The sequence below is a fragment of the Deferribacter autotrophicus genome, assembly GCF_008362905.1.
GTDB lineage: Bacteria > Chrysiogenota > Deferribacteres > Deferribacterales > Deferribacteraceae > Deferribacter > Deferribacter autotrophicus.
Genome location: NZ_VFJB01000001.1, coordinates 110,102 through 128,579, shown reverse-complemented (window position 1 = coordinate 128,579; position 18,478 = coordinate 110,102). Strand labels below are relative to the sequence as shown.

Below are 18,478 nucleotides of genomic sequence, written 5' to 3'. Positions count from 1 at the left end.
CTCCAAAATAATTTTTTGTTAATTTTTAATATTTGACAATAGGAAAATACCCTATATCCTTTAAGGATTTTTCCTAATGATAATTTAAAAAATTATACTATAAAGTGAGATATGCTAAAAGAGATAATAAAATATTTTTTTGGAAAAAAATCTTCAGAGTACGACATTTTAAAACAAACTTTCGATGTATGGGACTATAGACTAAAAAATGGGGGGAGTCATTATGGTGTTGAATGGCTGTTTCAAGTAATACTTTCAAAATATTATATAGAATTATCAAAAGATAGTCTAATTTTGATTTCTGAGAGTCTTAGAAAAGTTGTGGAAGATAATGAAAATTATCCTGAAAAGTCTGTATTTAAAACAGATAATAATAGATATATTCAGCCTGATTTATGTGTTGTAAAAAAAAATAATATAAAAGAGATAATAGGAATAAAATCCATTTTAGGTAGTTGTTATTCATGGATTTTTTCTAAGAACGGAAGTATTAAAAAGTTTGATGGAGATATATTCAGGCTCAAAAATATAAAGATAAGATATCCCAAAATAGATTGTTATCAGCTTGTGGTAAAAAGGATGGATTTTACAGAAAGGGATTGGGGGGAGGATTTATTATATGAAATGTTGCAAAAGGATTGTTTAAGATTGGAGGTTGTTGTGGCATTTAACCAACAAATTCGAGTGGAGCTTTATTCGGTAATGGAAAACAGTTTATTGAGTGAATATTTAGAAACTAAGAAGTTCTTAAATGCGCACAAAGATAATAATTTTAAAAATATTTAAGCAGATTTGTGTAAATTGACTTTTGGTATTCTTCAGGACAGTTTGTTTGGCCAAGATCAACATCAGTTTTATTTAATCCGTGAAAATCGCTTCCTGCTGAAATGAATAGATTATATTTTTTAGCAATTTCAAGATAAAATTTACTATCTTTTATTGTGTGAAGTGAGCAAAAAACTTCTATACCATCCAAACCATATTCTATTAACTCTTTTGTAAATTTATCAAATTGTTCATTTTCTAAATCAAGAGTGATAGGGTGAGCAATAATAGAAATACCACTTGCTTTTTTAATCATGTCTATTCCTTCAATGGCTGAATATCTTTTTTTAGCTATGTAAAGAGGCTTACCTTTGCCTAAATATTTGTCAAAGGCTTCTTGAGTAGAAGACACGATACCTTTATCCATTAGAAATTTTGCAATGTGAGGTCTTCCAATTTCACCGTCTATATCTTTTTGCAGATCCGATAGTGATATTTCAATTCCGAAATGATTTTTTATTAATTCAACTAATTTACTATTTCTTTCACGCCTGTATTTTTTTAGTTTTTCAAGCTTTGTTTTTAGGTTTTCGTCGTTGTGTTTGATAAAAAGGCCAACTAAGTGAAAGGTTCCTGGATCAAAATCGATACTAATTTCCACGCCTGAGACTTTCAAAATATCTGTTTCTACTGATAAAAAAGATTCAATACCATTCACAGTATCGTGATCTGTGAGTGCAATGGCTTTTAATTTTTTTTCTTCAGCATAATTTAGTAATTCTTGGGGTGTTAATGTGCCGTCAGAATATGTGGAATGCATATGCAAGTCAATCATATTGATTTTATATTAGAAAAAATAAATGAAATCAAATAAAAAAAAAGCGGCTCATCCGAGCCGCTCTAAATTTTAAAATTTATAGGTTAAATTTACTCCAAAGATGTGAGCACTAACATCAGTAAATTTACCAATAACATTGTATGGTTGCCCAACTTCATTGTTAAAATCTCTACCCTCATCATCAAGATAATTATAAGCAAAGTCTAAAGTGACTTTTTCGAAGTTGAGTCCAAACCCTAATGCATAAAGCCATCTATCCCCTGATGGAACTAATGGATCGATAGTTTCGTCGGGAATAGGTGTAAAATCTCTGATAATACCAGCTCTTAAGTCTAAAAGTTTATTTACTTTATATTGGACGCCAAACCTTATTGCCCAAACGTCATTCCAATCTTTTGGTTTTACAATTTGATCACCAAATGTTGTAGACAACATATCTTTTTCATATTCAACTTTAAGTTCATCATATGAAGACCAACCAGTCCACTGTCCATCAAGTTCAAAAGTAAATCTTCCAAATTTATATGATGTCCCTATATATAGGATATCAGGTAATGTTATATCTGCTGAGGCGGTTCTTTGATAATCGAAATAAGAACCATTTAAAGGATTATAAAGATTATATAAATCATGTGTTCCATCTTTTATTTCGTGTTTTATTTTGCTTCTGTATGAAATGCCGAAGTTCCAATTATCTGTGATTTTATAATGGATAGCGGCATTCCAACCCATTGCCCAATTATATCCTTTTAATTTAGAACTGGCATCTATTGGGGCGCCAGTATATATTTTGTTTTCCAAAGTAATTTCCATTTTTTGGATGTCAATACCAAATGCTATGCTTAGCTTATCTGTAAGTTTGTATGCTATATTAGGGTTAATTGTTAAAGTTACTATTTCGGCATTCGTTCCACCAACTATATATTTTCCTTCCCAATCATCAGGCCATTCTGTAGAAAGTCCAAAATTAGAAAAAACTCCTAATCCAGTAGCAAGTTTGTCTGATAATTTCAGTGTAGCATAGAAATTAGGAATATAAAAAGTTTTGTCTTCTGCATCTGTTGATTTTCCGGTTGTGTCACTTTTGAAAGTTGCGTAGGGGTGAATAGGTGATACTCCTAGAGAAATTTGCATGTTTTCTAATTGAGTTATTCCTGCTGGGTTAAAATAGACTGCACTAGGATCATTAGCCTGAGCTACAAAAGCTCCACCCATACCTAATGCTTTTGCTCCCTGCTCGTTGATCTGAAAACCGTTTGCATACAATAGAATAGGAAAGAGTAAAATTATTAAAACTTTTGAAAATTTTGATGAAAAATTTTTTCTCATAAATCCTCCTTTCTTATGGTTTAGGAACAAACATTATTATATTTTCATTGAATAGTCAATTAGAAAATATTAAATCTTATAATACGAGATATATAATATAGATATAACATTTTGTAAAGTAAAAAGAATAAAGAACGAGAGAATTTTTACGATTGTCAAAAATAGTTTTATTAATTTTCATGCTCAAAAAAAGGTTGTAAATACTGCGTTAAATTGTTTTTTCATAATTAATGACAATTTATTATTTTGCTACAACAATTAATCAAAAATGATTTGTTACTTATATTATATATTTAGCAAATGGCAATAGTAAATTTTGATTTAGTTATGAATCTTAATTACAGCAAAATTAAAATAGTATTTTAAAAGGCTTGACATTAACGTTAAATGAGTTTATGTAGATAATGAACTGTTATTCAACAGGGAGGAATTATGGAAAAATGGCCATTTAAATCAGTTCCCCAGATTTTAAAACATAATGCTGAAAAATTTTCAGATAAACCAGCCCTTGGTTATAAGAAGGGAGGGAAATTTGTTGATGTTACTTTTGCTAGATTTTATGAACTTGCGCTGATGGTTGCTCGAGGTTTGAGAAAACTTGGTATCAAGCCGGGAGACAGGGTGGCTATCCTTTCTGAAAATCGCCCCGGTTGGGTAATTGCCGATATGGGGATTTTATCTGCTGGAGCAATTACAGTTCCTATTTATGCTACAAATACACCAGAACAAGTGAAGTATGTTTTAAATCATTCTGAATCCAAAGTGATATTTATTTCCAATAGATTTCAGTATGAAAAGCTTTTAGAGATAAAGGATGAAATTCCACATATCGAGCATATTATATCTTTTGATAGATTCCTTGGAGATAAGGCGTTTCCTGTTAATACGCATCTTCAGTTAGCTGAAATTTCAGTTCCTCTCAGTGATGATGAAAAGAAAGAGATAGAAGAGGTTATTGAATCCATTGATCCAGAAGATGTGGCTACATTGATTTATACTTCAGGGACAACAGGTGTGCCTAAAGGTGTGATGCTTACACACTATAACCTTGTGTCCGAGATAATTTTGGGTGCAAGAAAAGTTGATATGCTTGGGCCTGATGATATCTTTTTGAGTTTTTTGCCTTTGAGTCATGCCCTTGAGAGATCCGTAGGTTACTATATTCCTATATATGTGGGGGCACAGGTTGTTTTTGCGGAAAGTATCGATAAGGTGCCTGAAAATATATTGGAAGTTAGACCTACATGCATGGTGAGTGTCCCAAGACTATTTGAAAAGATGTACTCAAGGATTTATGAGAATGTGCATGCCATGAGTGGATTAAAAAAGACACTTTTTCATAAGGCTATAGAAGTAGGTAAGCAGTATGTGGAAAAGAAATATTTGAAAGGGGAAAATCCTGGCTTTTTAGGTTTTAAATATAAAATTTATGACAAACTAATTTTTTCTAAAATTAGAGAGCGCTTTGGTGGTAGGATAAAATCTTTTGTTTCTGGGGGTGCACCTCTTGATAAGACAATTAATGAGTTCTTTTGGGTGATTGGGATGCCGATTCTTGAAGGGTACGGGCTTACAGAAACAAGTCCAGGAATCTGTATTAATACTTTGAAGCAGGTTCGATTTGGTTCTGTGGGGACTATGTTTGAGCATTGTTATGCTAAATTGGCTGAAGATGGAGAACTTTTATTAAAAGGTCCTGTTATTATGAAAGGTTATTATAAAAATGAAGAGGCAACGAAAGAAGTGTTGGAAGATGGTTGGTTTAAAACAGGTGATATAGGTAAAATTGATGAAAATGGGTTTGTTTACATAGTGGATAGAAAGAAAGAGCTTATTATTACTGCTGGAGGCAAAAATATTGCCCCTCAACCTATAGAAAATGAACTAAAACTGGATAAATATATTTCTCAGGCCTTTGTATATGGTGATAAAAAGCCTTATTTGGTTGCATTGCTTGTGCCAAATTTTGAAAGATTGGTGGAATATGCTAAAGAACACCATATCGAATACTTTGATATGAATGATCTTGTTGCTCATGAAAAAATCTTGAAACTGTATCAAGAAAGAGTGGGAGAGATTAACAAAAAATTTGCAAAGTTTGAAACTATCAAAAAGTTTTCACTTGTGCCTGTAGATTTCACAATAGAGGGTGGGGAGCTTACGCCGACATTGAAACTGAAGAGAAGGGTAATTTACGAAAAATATAAAGATAAGATAGAATGCTTATATGAGGATAATGGAGATTGTTTTACTTGCACGTAAAGTTGTGTTATGTTATAAAGTGGTTTGTAAATAAATGAACGTCAAATCAGGAGGAAGTGATGAGGCAAATTAATAAGGCAGCTGTTTTAGGCGCAGGGGTTATGGGTGCTACCATTGCTGCGCATTTGGCCAATGCAGGTGTTGATGTTGTACTTTTAGATATCGTGCCCAGAGAGTTAACAGAAGAAGAGAAGGCTAAAGGACTTACTTTAGATGATAAGGTAGTAAGAGACAGAATTGCAAGAAACGGGCTTGAAAATGTAAAAAAGATTAAACCTGCAGCATTTTATTTTAAAGAGTTTGCCAATCAGATTGAAGTGGGCAACTTTGAAGATGATATGCATAAAATCTCTGATTGTGATTGGGTTATCGAAGTAGTTGTTGAAAATATGGACATCAAGAAAAAGTTGTTGTCTGAAAAAGTTGTACCAAACTTTAAAAAAGGTGCAATCTTATCCACTAATACAAGTGGTCTTTCTGTTAATGAAATGGCAGAAGTATTGCCTGATGAAATAAAAAAGAATTTTCTTGTTACACACTTTTTTAACCCACCAAGATATATGAGATTGATGGAAATTGTTCCTTCTAAGTATACGGATCCAGAAGTTGTTAATTTTATGGCCGATTTTATCAGTAAACGTTTAGGTAAAGGTATTGTTTATGCCAAAGATACTCCTAATTTTATAGGTAATAGAATTGGCGTTTACGTAATCTATTCTGCTTTTAAACATTTGAATGATTTAGATATGACTGTGGAAGAAGCAGACGTGGCAGCAGGCCCAGCCATTGGTATGCCTAAAACTGCTATCTTTAGATTAGCAGATCTCGTGGGTATAGATACTATCGTTCATATAGGTCATAATTCTTACAATCTATTAAAAGATGACGAGGAAAGAGAAATTTATAAGGTTCCTGAATTTTTATCTAAAATGGTTGAAAAAGGTTTACTTGGAAACAAGGCAAAACAAGGCTTTTATAAAAAAGAGAAAACAGCAGAAGGTAGGAAAACATATTTTTACGATTATAAAACAGGTGAGTATAAAGAAGTTGTTAAACCAAAATTTCCATCTACACAAACTGCAAAGCAGATCGATGATGTGGCAACAAGAATCAAAACAGTTGTTACGGGCAAAGACAAGGCTGCTGAGTTTGCCTGGAGATTGCTGAGAGATTCTTTGATATACACTTTCAACAGAATTCCTGAAATTGCTGATGATATAGTGAATGTTGATAATGCTATGAAGTGGGGCTACAACTGGGAGTTGGGCCCATTTGAAGTGTTTGATGCTATTGGTGTTAAATATTTTGTAGAAAGGGCAGAGAAGGAAGGTAAGCAGGTTCCTGAAAAACTTAAAAAGATAGAGAAATTTTACAAGGTAGAAAACGGTAAGAAATATTATTACGATATTTTGACTGATGAATACAAAGAAGTGCCCGTTGATGAAAAAACAATCAATTTAGCACTTCTTAAAAATGCAGGTAAAGTTGTAGATTCAAATAAAGGTGCGTCTCTTATCGATATTGGTGATGGCGTATATTGTCTTGAGTTTCATTCTAAGATGAATTCTATTAGTGGCGATATTCTTTCAATGACTAAAAAGGCTATTAAGTATGTTGAAGAAAATGGTGTTGGCCTTGTAATTGCGAATCAAGGGAAAGCATTTAGTGTTGGTGCAAACCTTGCAATGCTTGCTGTGGCTATTGCTGAAGGTGCGTTTGATGATATTTACATGATGGTAAAAGCTTTTCAAGATACTGCTATGGCAATCAAATACTCTAAGGTGCCTGTTGTTGCAGCGCCATTCCAGATGGCTCTTGGTGGTGGTTGTGAGTTTTGTTTACATGCAGATGCAAGGGTTGCTCATGCTGAGACATATATGGGATTAGTTGAAATCGGTGTTGGCTTACTTCCTGCAGGTGGCGGTACGAAAGAAATGGCTATTCGTGCTATAAAGTTAGCAGAGAAATACAATACTGATGTTTCGCCATTTATTTTCAAAAATTTTATGAATATTGCAATGGCTAAAGTTTCCATGGGAGCTTACGAACTTTACGACCTTGGTTATCTTACCGATGGTGATGCTATTGTAATGAATATTGATAACCTTATCTATGATGCAAAGATGAAGGTGCTTGACTTGGCACAAAACTATAGACCTAAAAAACCACTTACTAACTTGAAAGCTCCAGGTAGAAGCGTAGCTGCCAGCATTAAGTCACAACTTTGGAACATGAAGATGGGTGGATTTATTACTGAATATGAAGAATATCTAGGTAGCATGATTGCTGATGTTATAACTGGCGGTGATGTGAATGCTGGAACACTTATCACCGAAGAGTATTTATTAAAACTTGAAAGGGACGCTTTTGTAAAACTTTGCTCCCAGAAGAAAACAATAGAAAGAATTCAACATATGTTGAAAAAAGGGAAGCCATTAAGAAATTAAAATTTTTAAAATAGATGATGGAGGATTTTAAGATGAGAAAGGCATATATTTTAGCTGCTTATAGAACACCTGGTTGCAAAGCTAAAAAAGGTAAATTTAAAGATATGAGGCCAGATGATCTGGCTGCTGCAGCGATTAAAGGGTTGGTGGAAAAAACTGGGATTGATAATACGGATATTGAAGATGTTATCATAGGATGTGCGTTTCCTGAAGGTGAACAGGGGATGAATGTGGCTAGGGTTGCATCTTTTAAGGCTGGGCTTCCCATAGAAGTGCCTGCTATGACCGTAAATAGGTTTTGTTCAAGTGGTTTGCAGACAATAGCGTTAGCTGCTGAAAGAATAATGGCTGGTTTTGCAGATTGTATTATTGCTGGTGGTACAGAGTCCATGACAATGGTACCTATGGGTGGTAATAAATTTAGTGCAAATCCTGATCTTGTGGCAAGTTGGCCTGAAACTTATGCTTCAATGGGGATAACAGCGGAACTTGTGGCTGAAAAATTCGAAATTTCAAGGGAAGAGCAGGATGAATTTGCATATCAAAGCCATATGAAAGCGGCTGCTGCTATTAGGGATGGGAAGTTTAAAGATGAAATAATCCCTGTGGAAGTAGAATATACAAGTATCGATGAGAAAAATAAAGTTAATAAAGTTAAAGAAGTTGTGGAAGTGGATGATGGTGTTAGGACCGATACCACTATTGAAGGGCTTGCCAAGTTAAAACCTGTGTTTAGAGCAAACGGTTCTGTAACCGCTGGAAATTCCTCTCAGATGACTGATGGAGCTGCTGCTGTTTTAGTGGTGAGTGAAGACTATTTGAAAAAGATTGGCGGTAAGCCGCTTGCAAGGTTTATTGCTTTTGCTGCAAAAGGTGTTGCTCCTGAAATTATGGGTATTGGACCTGTAGCTGCAATTCCTGCAGCTCTGAAACTCGCAGGTCTTGAGTTGAAAGATATCGGTTTGATAGAGCTTAATGAAGCATTTGCGGCTCAGTCATTGGCAGTGATTAAGGAGCTTGGCTTAAACAAGGATATAGTGAATGTAAACGGTGGTGCCATTGCCCTTGGTCACCCACTTGGCTGTACCGGTGCAAAATTAACTGCCACACTGCTTCACGAAATGCATAGAAGAGATGTTAAATATGGTATGGTTTCTATGTGTATCGGTGGTGGTATGGGAGCTGCCGGGATTTTTGAGATTGTTAAATAATTAATTAGTTCTCACTGAAAAAGTGAGAACTAATTATTAAATAAAAAATTTTTTATGATTTTATTAATTTTAAATAATTTTTTATATTATGAAATGCATTTTATAAAAACTTAAAGGAGGATTACAGCCCCCATCTTTTTGTAATAAATATCAAAAAACTGATAGGATTTTTATAAGTATATTGAAAAAGATTAGTATTTATCAATTAGTTGCCACAATTTCAGTGGCAACTAATTGATAAAATAAATATATAAGGAGTGTGAAATGGAGAAAAAGTTATTGAAAGGTGCAGAATATTTAATTGCAGATGTTTCAAAGGATGATGTGTTTACACCAGAAGATTTTACTGATGAGCAGAAGCAGATTGCTGAGACTACCGAGCAGTTTGTTTTAAATGAAGTGCTTCCTGATATTGAAGATATTGATAATCAAGATTTTGATAAAGTTGTACAGCATATGAAAAAATGTGGAGAGCTTGGTCTTTTAATGATTGATGCCCCTGAAGAGTATGGTGGTTTGGATTTGGATAAAGCAACAAGTATGTTAGTTGCTGAAAAAATAGCTCCTTCTGGCTCTTTCTCTGTGGCCTATGCTGCTCATACAGGTATTGGTACTTTGCCACTTGTTTACTATGGCACAAAAGAGCAGAAAGAAAAATATCTTGAAAAGATCATAACAGGTGAGTGGATTGCTGCTTACTGTTTAACTGAGCCAGGCTCAGGTAGTGATGCTCTCGGTGCAAAAGCAACAGCTACACTCAGTGAGGATGGAAAATACTATATTTTGAACGGTACAAAGCAGTTTATAACAAATGCAGGATTTGCAGATCTTTTCACAGTTTTTGCAAAAGTGGATAAAGAACATTTTACTGCGTTTCTTGTGGAAAGGACTTTTGAGGGTGTGGAACTTGGACCTGAAGAAAAGAAGATGGGTATTAAAGGTTCTTCTACAAGACAGGTGATTTTGAATAATTGTAAAGTTCCTGTAGAAAATGTTCTCGGAGAAATAGGGAAAGGGCATAAGATTGCATTTAATATTTTGAATGTTGGAAGATTTAAATTAGGCGCGGCTGTTACAGGAGCTGCTAAGTATGCTCTTGTTGAAGGTATAAAATATGCAAACGAGAGAAAACAGTTTGGAAAGCAAATAAGCAGTTTTGGTGCTATTAAAGAGAAAATTGCTGATATGGTGGCGCATACCTATGCTTCTGAATCTCTTGTTTACAGGCTTGCCGGATTACTTGATGATAAATTAGCAACAATTGATAAATCTGCAGAAAATTATTATGAGCTTTATCAAAAAGGTATTGAAGAATATGCCATTGAATGCTCAATTTCAAAGGTGTTCTGTAGTGAAGTTCTTGCAAAAGTTGTTGATGAAGTTGTGCAGATTTATGGTGGTTATGGATTTATCCAAGAATATCCAGCAGAAAGATTTTATAGAGATGAAAGGATTAATAGAATATTTGAAGGTACAAATGAGATTAACAGATTGCTTATTCCTGGTATGATGCTAAAGAGGGCAATGAAAGGTGAAATTCCTTTGCAGCAAGAAGCAATGAAAGCAGTTGATGCTTTAATGACCCCATCTTTTGATGAAATTGATGATTCTATTCCTTTCGCACAGGAAAAATACACATTAAAGAACTTAAAAACTCTTTATCTTGTCCTTTCAGGAGCTGCTGTGCAGAAATATATGGATAAGATTATTAATGAGCAGGAAGTTCTTCTTACACTTGCTGATATTGCTATTCAGATATTTGCTATCGAAAGTGCTGTGCTTAGGGCTGAAAAGAATTTGGGCAGGGTAAGTGAGAAAAAAGCAGAATTAATGAAAGCTGCTGCGAAGGTATTTACTTTTGATGCGGTGGAAGTGATTGCAAAAGCTGCAAGAAAAGCTGCTTTCTTCGTTGAGGAAGGCGACAATCTTATGATGCTTTTGAGCGGTATTAGAAGGTTTACAAAATATGATGCTACAGGCTTGTTGCAAGCAAAAAGATTATTAGCTGATACTGCAATAGAAGTAGAAAAATACATATTCTAAGAGAGGCTTAAATAGCCTCTCTTTTTAATATAGGAGGGGCAGTGATTAAGAAATATACAGTTGATACTCCATATCCAGTGGGACCAGTTCATTTTTATGTGAAAGAGTATGATGATTTTTTGGTTCTTTTTGATACAGGTCCAAACACTAATCATGCAAAAGAATTCCTAAAGCAATCTATAGATTTGAGTAAACTAAAATATTTATTTGTTACTCATTGTCATGCCGATCATTACGGTCTTATTCAGTTTATAAAAGAAAACAGCGATGCAGAAATTTTTATTTCAAAATATGATTTATTTAGACTTTACAATCTAGATTTAAGAATTAAAGCCATGAGTAGAATATTAAAAGAAATTGGCATGGCTGATACAACCATTGAAAAGATAATAGGCGTTTTGTGTATGTTTGCGAAAGAAGTGCCAGTACCTGATGGAATACGAGTTCTTGAAGAAGCAGATGATATTTTAGAAGATCTGAAGATTTCATATGTTAGGTGTCCTGGTCATTCTCAGAGCGATATCGTTTATCTTTTGGATGGCAAGGCTATTACGGGAGATGTTTTTTTAAATGGAATTTTTCAAACGCCACTTCTTGATATCGATGCTGATTATGAGGATGACAGGTTTATAAATTATTTGTATTTTTGCGATACTATAAAAAAGATGAAAGAGTTAGAGAAAAAATATGAATTTTTACCAGGACATAGGGATTATATCGATAGCGTGGATGAAAGAGTAAAATTTTATGTAAGTAAAATGTGTGAAAGAATGGTAAGCTTGAAAAAGTATTTGAAACTAGGTGATATTTTAAAAGCGTTGAAAACAATTATACCAGAGCCAGATGCAGAGCCTTTTAAAACGTATATTAAGTTGTCAGAGATCTTATTTTTCAAGGATTTTTATGAAAATCCAAAATTATTGTTAGATTCTTTAAAGGATGCAAAAATTGTAATTGATAATAAAGATATTATGATGTGCACAGATTGAAATTTAGTGTAGAATATAAAATAGTATTTTGATTAGTCCAAAGTCGGACAAGTGATGACTGTTGAATTAAAAAATAATGATAAATGTTAGAGAAAGTATCTAATTGGTAATAAGGGAAATTATAACTTCTTCATAATTTTCTTGTAATTCGGTAAGATTTATGTATTTTCTTTAATATTTAGAGGTGTGTATGAAAATTGGATTAAGTCTTGGTAGTGGTGCAGCGAGGGGGCTTGCTCACATTGGAATATTAAAAGCTTTTGATGAAGCAGAAATTCCTATTTATGCCATTAGCGGTTCAAGTATGGGTGCGTTGATTGGTGGGTTGTATTCTGCAGGTTATGATATAGCACATTTAGAAAAGATGATTTATGAACTGGATTGGAAGATTTTTACAGAATTTTTTGATTTGAAGATAACAAAATCTGGTCTTGTCGATGGTAAAAAGATTGAGAATTTTATTTATGAGTTTGTAGGTGATGTGCAAATAGAAAATCTTGATGTGAAATTTTGTTGTGTTGCCACCGAACTTATTACAGGTAATGAAGTGATTTTTAAGTCGGGTTCACTCATAAAAGCGTTAAGGGCAAGTATCTCTTTCCCTGGTGTATTCATCCCTGCATATTTAGATGGTATGTTTTTAGTTGATGGAGGATTGAAAAATCCTGTACCTGTAAATAGGTTGCCTGATGATTGTGATATAAAAATTGCAGTTCATGTGGGACCTTTTGCAGAGAAAGAGGAACTTGTAAGCAGATATTATAAAAATGATAATATTGAAAATGAAAATAATGTTGGTTTTCCTTTGTCTATAAACAAATTTATTAAAGATATTTTAAAATTAAGCAGTGGTAATGGGACAGTAAAATATCCTAATATATTCGAGATATTAGTGCAAAGTATTGCTATTTTGCAGGAATCAGTAGCAGAATATGTGATGGATGATGTAGAATGTGTAAAGGTTAAGCCTGATCTTGATAATTATAAATTAACGGATTTTACCAAAGCAAAAGAAATAATTAATATTGGTTATCAGGAGGGAAAGTCATTAGTTCGAAAAATAATAGAAACGGGGGAGTTATGAACAAGGAGAAAAGGTTGGCTTATTCTGGTCTTATTTGCGCATTGCTTGCCGTGAGTGCTTTTATTAAGATTCCAATATCTCCTGTACCATTAACTCTTCAGCCATTTGTGGTTTTATTGGCACCGATGGTATTTGGTTTGCGAGCATCGTTGATTGGTTTTGTGGCTTATCTTATTTTAGGGCTTGTAGGGTTACCTATTTTTGCCCATGGTGGTGGTATTGCTTATGTATTGCAACCTACGTTTGGATATTTGGTAGGATTTGTCCTATCTGCAATTCCTACTGGTTATTTTGCAAAATTTAAAAAGTTTGCTTTTTATTTGTTAGGTGGTGCATTTGGGCTTGTGGTTATCTATGGGCTTGGAGTAAGCTACTTGTATATAAATTTAAATTTTATTCAGCACAAAGCTATCGGCTTTAATAAAGTGTTGTATATTGGAATGTTATTGCCTTTGCCATTTGATGTCATAAAACTTGTTATTGCGTCAGTAATTGCAACTAAATTAAAAAATATTATTAATAGTTGATTTATATTATGGTTATTAAGTAGTTATTTATAGTTATTAGGTAGTTTTTTGTTATTAAGTAGTTAGTTACGGGTTAGTTATTGTTAGTTGTGATTAATAATACTTTAGCATCACTCATTACGCATTACGCATTACGCATCACGCATCACGTGTTATGCATTACGTGTTACGCATCACTTATCACTGTTAATAGGGGGAGCTGTCCCGATAAAATCAGGACAGCTTCAGAATTAAATCGCCAGCTTCTATTTTATCCCCTTCGTGCAGGAGGATTGCCTCCACTGTTCCATCACAGTTTGCATTGATTTTAGTCTCAATTTTCATTGCTTCTGTGATTACAAGAAGATCACCTTTTTTTACAGAATCCCCTTCTTTTACAAATATTTTTACAATTTTACTGGGCATTGTAGCACACACGTGTTTTGGATTTGTTAAATCACCTTTTTCATTTGATTTGATAATGTCTGTTATCTTTTCATCTTTCACAGTGACAGTTCTTGGTTGTCCATTTAATTCAAATAAAAGTCGTCTATACCCCTTTTCGTCTACATCACTGATACCTAAATATTTGATTATAAGTGTCTTACCTTCCTCGATATCCACACTTATTTCATCGTTTGGATTGAGTGGGTAGAAAAATGATCTTGTATCAAATACAGAACCATCTCCATATTCTTCAGTAAATTTCAGATACTCTTCAAAAACCTTTGGATATAATGCATAAGAGATTAAATCTTCTTCTGTGAAGTGGTGTTTTTTAAATTTGTTTTGCAACTCTTCTTTTGTTTTTTCAAAATCGAAAGGTTCTAAAAGTTCACCTGGTCTAACAGTAATAGGTTTCTCATCTTTTAATACGATTTTTTGAAGCTTTTCATTGAATCCACCATAAGGTTGTCCAAGATAGCCTTTGAAAAAACTTACCACTGAATCAGGGAAGGATAGGGTATCGCCTTTTTCATATAAATCATTTATTGTAAGGTTGTTCCTTACCAAAAACAGGGCAAGGTCCCCTACAACTTTTGAAGATGGGGTGACTTTAATTATGTCACCGAGAGCGTCGTTAACCTCTTTATACATTTTTCGCACTTCTTCCCACCTATCTAGTAACCCCATAGCTTCAAGCTGAACCATAAGATTAGAATATTGTCCTCCTGGTATTTCATGTTCATAAACTTCTGCAGTGGCAGCTTTTAAACCACTTTCAAAGGGGAAATAGTACCTGCGCACACGTTCAAAATAATCAGATATTTTTTGTGCCCATTTTTTATCAATGGAAGATTTTTTATCTGTGTGTTCCAAAGCTGCAATGATTGAATTTAAATTTGGTTGACTTGTGAGACCACTCATTGAACTGATGGCGCAATCTACAATATCTGCACCAGATTCTATTGCCATCAGTATGGTTGCTTCACCATTTCCACTTGTGTCGTGTGTATGAAAATGAATCGGTAAACCTGTTTCTTCTTTGATTGCTTTTACAAGTTTTTTTGCTGCATAAGGTTTTACAAGGCCAGCCATATCTTTAATTGTCAGAATATCTGTGCCGGCCTCAGCAAGCTCTTTTGCAAGATCAACGTAATACTTTAAAGTATATTTATCCTTTTTTTCATCTAAAATATCACCTGTATAACAGATAGCAGCTTCTGCAATTTTTTCGTTTTTTTTGACTTCTTCAATTATAGGTATAATTTGTTCTGTCCAGTTAAAACAGTCAAAAATTCTGAAAATATCAATACCATTTTTAGCTGATAGATGTATAAATTTTTTGACAACGTTATCAGGATAGTTTGTATATCCTACGGCATTTGATGCTCTGAGCAGCATTTGAAATAGTATGTTAGGTATTTTTTCCCTCAAAAGTCGTAATCTTTCCCATGGAGATTCTTTTAAAAACCTGAACGCTACATCAAATGTAGCTCCTCCCCACATCTCCAAAGAAAACAGTTGATGCATATGATGAGCATAGGCATCTGCAATTTGAAGCATATCGTAGGTACGTAGCCTTGTAGCTAAAAGGGACTGATGAGCATCACGAAATGTGGTATCGGTAAAAAGGGCTTCTCTACTCTGCTGAATATAATTTAGAATGCCTTTGACCCCTTTTCTGAGAAGAATATCTCTTGTGCCTGCAGGAATTTTTTCTCCATATTTAACTACGGGTGGTTTTATTTCTGGAAGAACTGTATTTTCACTTATTTTTGCATTTGATGGGTTATTTACAATATTATTGCCCAGAAATTTTAATGCTTTCGTAGCCCTATCTTTCCTTTTTTTAAACACAAAAAGTTCTTTTGTTTTGTCCACAAATGTAGTATCAAAATCACCTTTTAAGAATTTTGGATGTGTTATGACATTCTCAAGAAATTGAATATTTGTTTTAACGCCGCGAACTCTAAACTCACTTAGTGCTCTGTGCATTTTCTTGGCAGCCTGTTCAAAAGATAAAGCCCAAGAAGAAACCTTTACTAACAATGAGTCATAATATGGAGTGATTTTTGCATTTGTGTAAGCATTCCCTACGTCTAATCTGATACCAAACCCTGAGGCGGATCTGTAGGCCTCTAATACCCCAGTATCAGGTAAAAAGTTGTTTTCAGGATCCTCTGTAGTAACTCTACATTGAATAGCGTAACCATGTTTTATGATGGATGACTGATCTTGTATGTTTATTTCTTTGTTAGAAAGCTTTTTGCCCGCAGCTATATATATTTGAGATTGAACAATATCGATACCCGTAATCATTTCAGTAATTGTGTGCTCTACCTGTATTCTGGGGTTTACCTCAAGAAAGTAGAAGTTGTTTTCATTGTCTAACAGAAATTCTACTGTTGCTGCACTTATAAGATGTGATTTTTTTCCAATTTCTACGGCTGCTTCATAGATTTGTTTTAATACTTTTTCTGGAACATTTAACGAGGGGGCTATTTCTATAAGTTTTTGATGCCTTCGTTGTATGGAACAATCTCTCTCAAAAAGATGAACAATATTTCCAAACTTATCAGCAAGTAACTGGATTTCAAGATGCTTAGGTTTTTCGATATATTTTTCAAGAATAATATCATCATTTGCAAAAGATTTTAAAGCCTCAGATTTTGCAGAATAAAAATTTTCTTCAAGCTCTGTTTCGCTTCTAACAATTCTTATACCTCTTCCACCGCCTCCTGCAGTGGCTTTAATCATTAAAGGGTACCCAATGATTTTTGCAACTTGTTTTGCATCTTTGAGAGACTTTATTTTATCAGAGCCTTCAATAACTGGGACACCACATTCTTTTGCAAGATCTTTTGCGATTTTTTTATCTCCAAAAATTTTAATTGTCTCTGGTGATGGGCCTATAAAAATTATACCTGCTTTGTTGCATTTATCAGCAAATTCGTATGATTCGGCAAGGAATCCATATCCAGGATGGATTGCATCAATATTTTTTTTTATACATAAATCAATAATTTCATCTGCGTTCAGATATGCTGAGACTGGATCAAGACCTTTGCCAATGAGATATGCTTCATCAGCTTTGTATTTGTGAAGTGAATATTTGTCCTCTTCAGAATAGATTGCTACAGTTCTAATCCCAAGTTCAGTTGCAGCTCTAAATATCCTTATGGCTATTTCGCCTCTGTTAGCTGCAAGTATTTTTCTTATTCTCATTACATCCTCCCATTGTCGTCGGTGTTTACTATAGAAAAATAGAATTGTCAATAAATATTTTAAAATCAAGCTATTATGAGCTAGATTATATAAGTTAAGCGCTTTTGATAGATTTAATATTGCAAATCAATATCGACAGTATGATAAAATTAAACAAAGTTTATTATAATTTTTATTAGCTTAAAAATCGATAGAGAATATCTATGATAATAATTTAATATGACGCAAAAATAGTATAAGATAGCAGTGTAAGCTATAAATTTAACGATATTTGTTATATGATTTTGTAATGTTTGTGAAAGATAGGGTAGGGTGTTTTCAAGCACCCTACCTAATAAGATTGTTTTATTTGATTGTTTTTGAAATTACTTTTTCAGCTATTTCTTTATATGCTTTTGATACTTCAGATGTTGGATGGCTGAGAATATAAGGTTTTCCTTCATCTCCATGTGCTACAACGAGTGGATCAATAGGGATTCTCCCTAAGAAGTCAACATCTAACTCTTTTGCTGCTTTTTCACCACCACCTACTTTAAATAGATCTATTCTTTCACCACAATTTGGACAAACAAATCCACTCATGTTTTCAACAATTCCAATAACTGGTATGTTTAATTTTCTACTGAAAGTTACAGATTTTCTTGAATCTAGTAGGGCAACTTCCTGAGGAGTAGTAACGATGATACTACCATCAACGTTTTCAATGACATGAGCAACGCTTAATGGTTCATCACCCGTACCAGGAGGCAAGTCAATTATCAAGAAATCCAGTTCACCCCAATTTACATCACTGATAAATTGCTCTATTAAGCTGTGTTTTAAAGGTGCTCTCCATATGACAGCATCATCATCACTCTTTAAAAGGAATGCTACAGACATAGTTTTTAGATTTTCAATAGGTTCAAAGGGGATGATTCCTTCAGCGGATGATAATACACCTTTTTCGTTTATTCCTAACATTTTTGGGATATTTGGTCCATGTATATCCGCATCAAGGATACCTACTTTGTGCCCTAGCATATTAAGCATTGCAGCGAGATTTGTACTTACAGTTGATTTACCCACACCACCTTTGCCACTCATTACCATTAATGTACATTTGATTTTTGAAAGTCTTTGTTTTAAAAGCTCTTTTGTATGTTTTTCTTTTTCAGAAACATCGCAACTGTTTTGAGATGAACAACTGCTACATGAGCTGTTTGAATTGCATGAAGACATTTAAAACCTCCTTTTTGTGTTTATAAACAAATGCTAATATAGTTAGAAATATGAAATTTTCAATAAAAATAAAATATAAAAAGGGATGGTTGAAAGTGTCTTAAAAATGATGTAAAA

General features: G+C 33.7%; 12 protein-coding genes. 8 read left to right on the top strand and 4 right to left on the bottom strand.

Features of this window, described 5'->3' with window-relative positions:
• Positions 1-111 precede the first annotated feature (111 nt).
• Complete coding sequence (locus FHQ18_RS00575) at positions 112-786, top strand: hypothetical protein (protein WP_149265226.1); 675 nt, start codon at positions 112-114, stop codon at positions 784-786.
• Here FHQ18_RS00575 and FHQ18_RS00570 read toward each other — a convergent pair.
• On the bottom strand, positions 773-1,600 hold the full coding sequence (locus FHQ18_RS00570) for a PHP domain-containing protein (RefSeq protein ID WP_149265225.1): 828 nt from the start codon (positions 1,598-1,600) through the stop codon (positions 773-775). The two genes, FHQ18_RS00575 and FHQ18_RS00570, sit on opposite strands and share 14 nt — an antisense overlap.
• A gap of 72 nt (positions 1,601-1,672) precedes the next feature.
• Entirely contained in the window at positions 1,673-2,932 is a 1,260-nt protein-coding gene (locus tag FHQ18_RS00565; protein WP_149265224.1) for an OmpP1/FadL family transporter, read from the bottom strand.
• Positions 2,933-3,364: 432 nt separating this feature from the next.
• On the opposite strand from FHQ18_RS00565, the gene FHQ18_RS00560 reads away from it, so the two are divergent.
• The 7 genes from FHQ18_RS00560 (at position 3,365) to FHQ18_RS00530 (ending at position 13,495) form a co-directional block, all read left to right on the top strand.
• Positions 3,365-5,194, top strand: coding sequence for an AMP-dependent synthetase/ligase (locus tag FHQ18_RS00560; protein ID WP_149265223.1), 1,830 nt, complete (start codon positions 3,365-3,367; stop codon positions 5,192-5,194).
• Between the two features lie 59 nt (positions 5,195-5,253).
• Complete coding sequence (locus FHQ18_RS00555; RefSeq protein ID WP_149265222.1) at positions 5,254-7,641, top strand: 3-hydroxyacyl-CoA dehydrogenase/enoyl-CoA hydratase family protein; 2,388 nt, start codon at positions 5,254-5,256, stop codon at positions 7,639-7,641.
• 32 nt (positions 7,642-7,673) lie between these two features.
• Positions 7,674-8,852: a thiolase family protein gene (locus FHQ18_RS00550; protein WP_149265221.1), complete on the top strand. Its 1,179-nt coding sequence runs from the start codon at positions 7,674-7,676 to the stop codon at positions 8,850-8,852.
• Positions 8,853-9,116: 264 nt separating this feature from the next.
• Positions 9,117-10,895: an acyl-CoA dehydrogenase family protein gene (locus FHQ18_RS00545; protein WP_149265220.1), complete on the top strand. Its 1,779-nt coding sequence runs from the start codon at positions 9,117-9,119 to the stop codon at positions 10,893-10,895.
• 41 nt (positions 10,896-10,936) lie between these two features.
• Positions 10,937-11,884: an MBL fold metallo-hydrolase gene (locus FHQ18_RS00540; protein WP_188020302.1), complete on the top strand. Its 948-nt coding sequence runs from the start codon at positions 10,937-10,939 to the stop codon at positions 11,882-11,884.
• A gap of 190 nt (positions 11,885-12,074) precedes the next feature.
• Positions 12,075-12,968 (top strand): patatin-like phospholipase family protein, encoded by an 894-nt coding sequence (locus FHQ18_RS00535; RefSeq protein ID WP_149265218.1) that lies wholly within the window; start codon positions 12,075-12,077, stop codon positions 12,966-12,968.
• Positions 12,965-13,495 carry a biotin transporter BioY gene (locus tag FHQ18_RS00530; protein ID WP_149265217.1) on the top strand — a complete coding sequence of 177 codons (531 nt, stop codon included), beginning with the start codon at positions 12,965-12,967 and terminating at the stop codon, positions 13,493-13,495. Before FHQ18_RS00535 ends, FHQ18_RS00530 begins: the two co-directional genes overlap by 4 nt.
• Positions 13,496-13,708: 213 nt before the next feature.
• Here FHQ18_RS00530 and FHQ18_RS00525 read toward each other — a convergent pair whose 3' ends face one another.
• Both FHQ18_RS00525 and FHQ18_RS00520 read right to left on the bottom strand, forming a co-directional pair.
• On the bottom strand, positions 13,709-17,143 hold the full coding sequence (locus FHQ18_RS00525; protein WP_149265216.1) for a pyruvate carboxylase: 3,435 nt from the start codon (positions 17,141-17,143) through the stop codon (positions 13,709-13,711).
• Positions 17,144-17,488: 345 nt separating this feature from the next.
• On the bottom strand, positions 17,489-18,361 hold the full coding sequence (locus tag FHQ18_RS00520) for an Mrp/NBP35 family ATP-binding protein (protein ID WP_149265215.1): 873 nt from the start codon (positions 18,359-18,361) through the stop codon (positions 17,489-17,491).
• Positions 18,362-18,478: the final 117 nt, after the last annotated feature.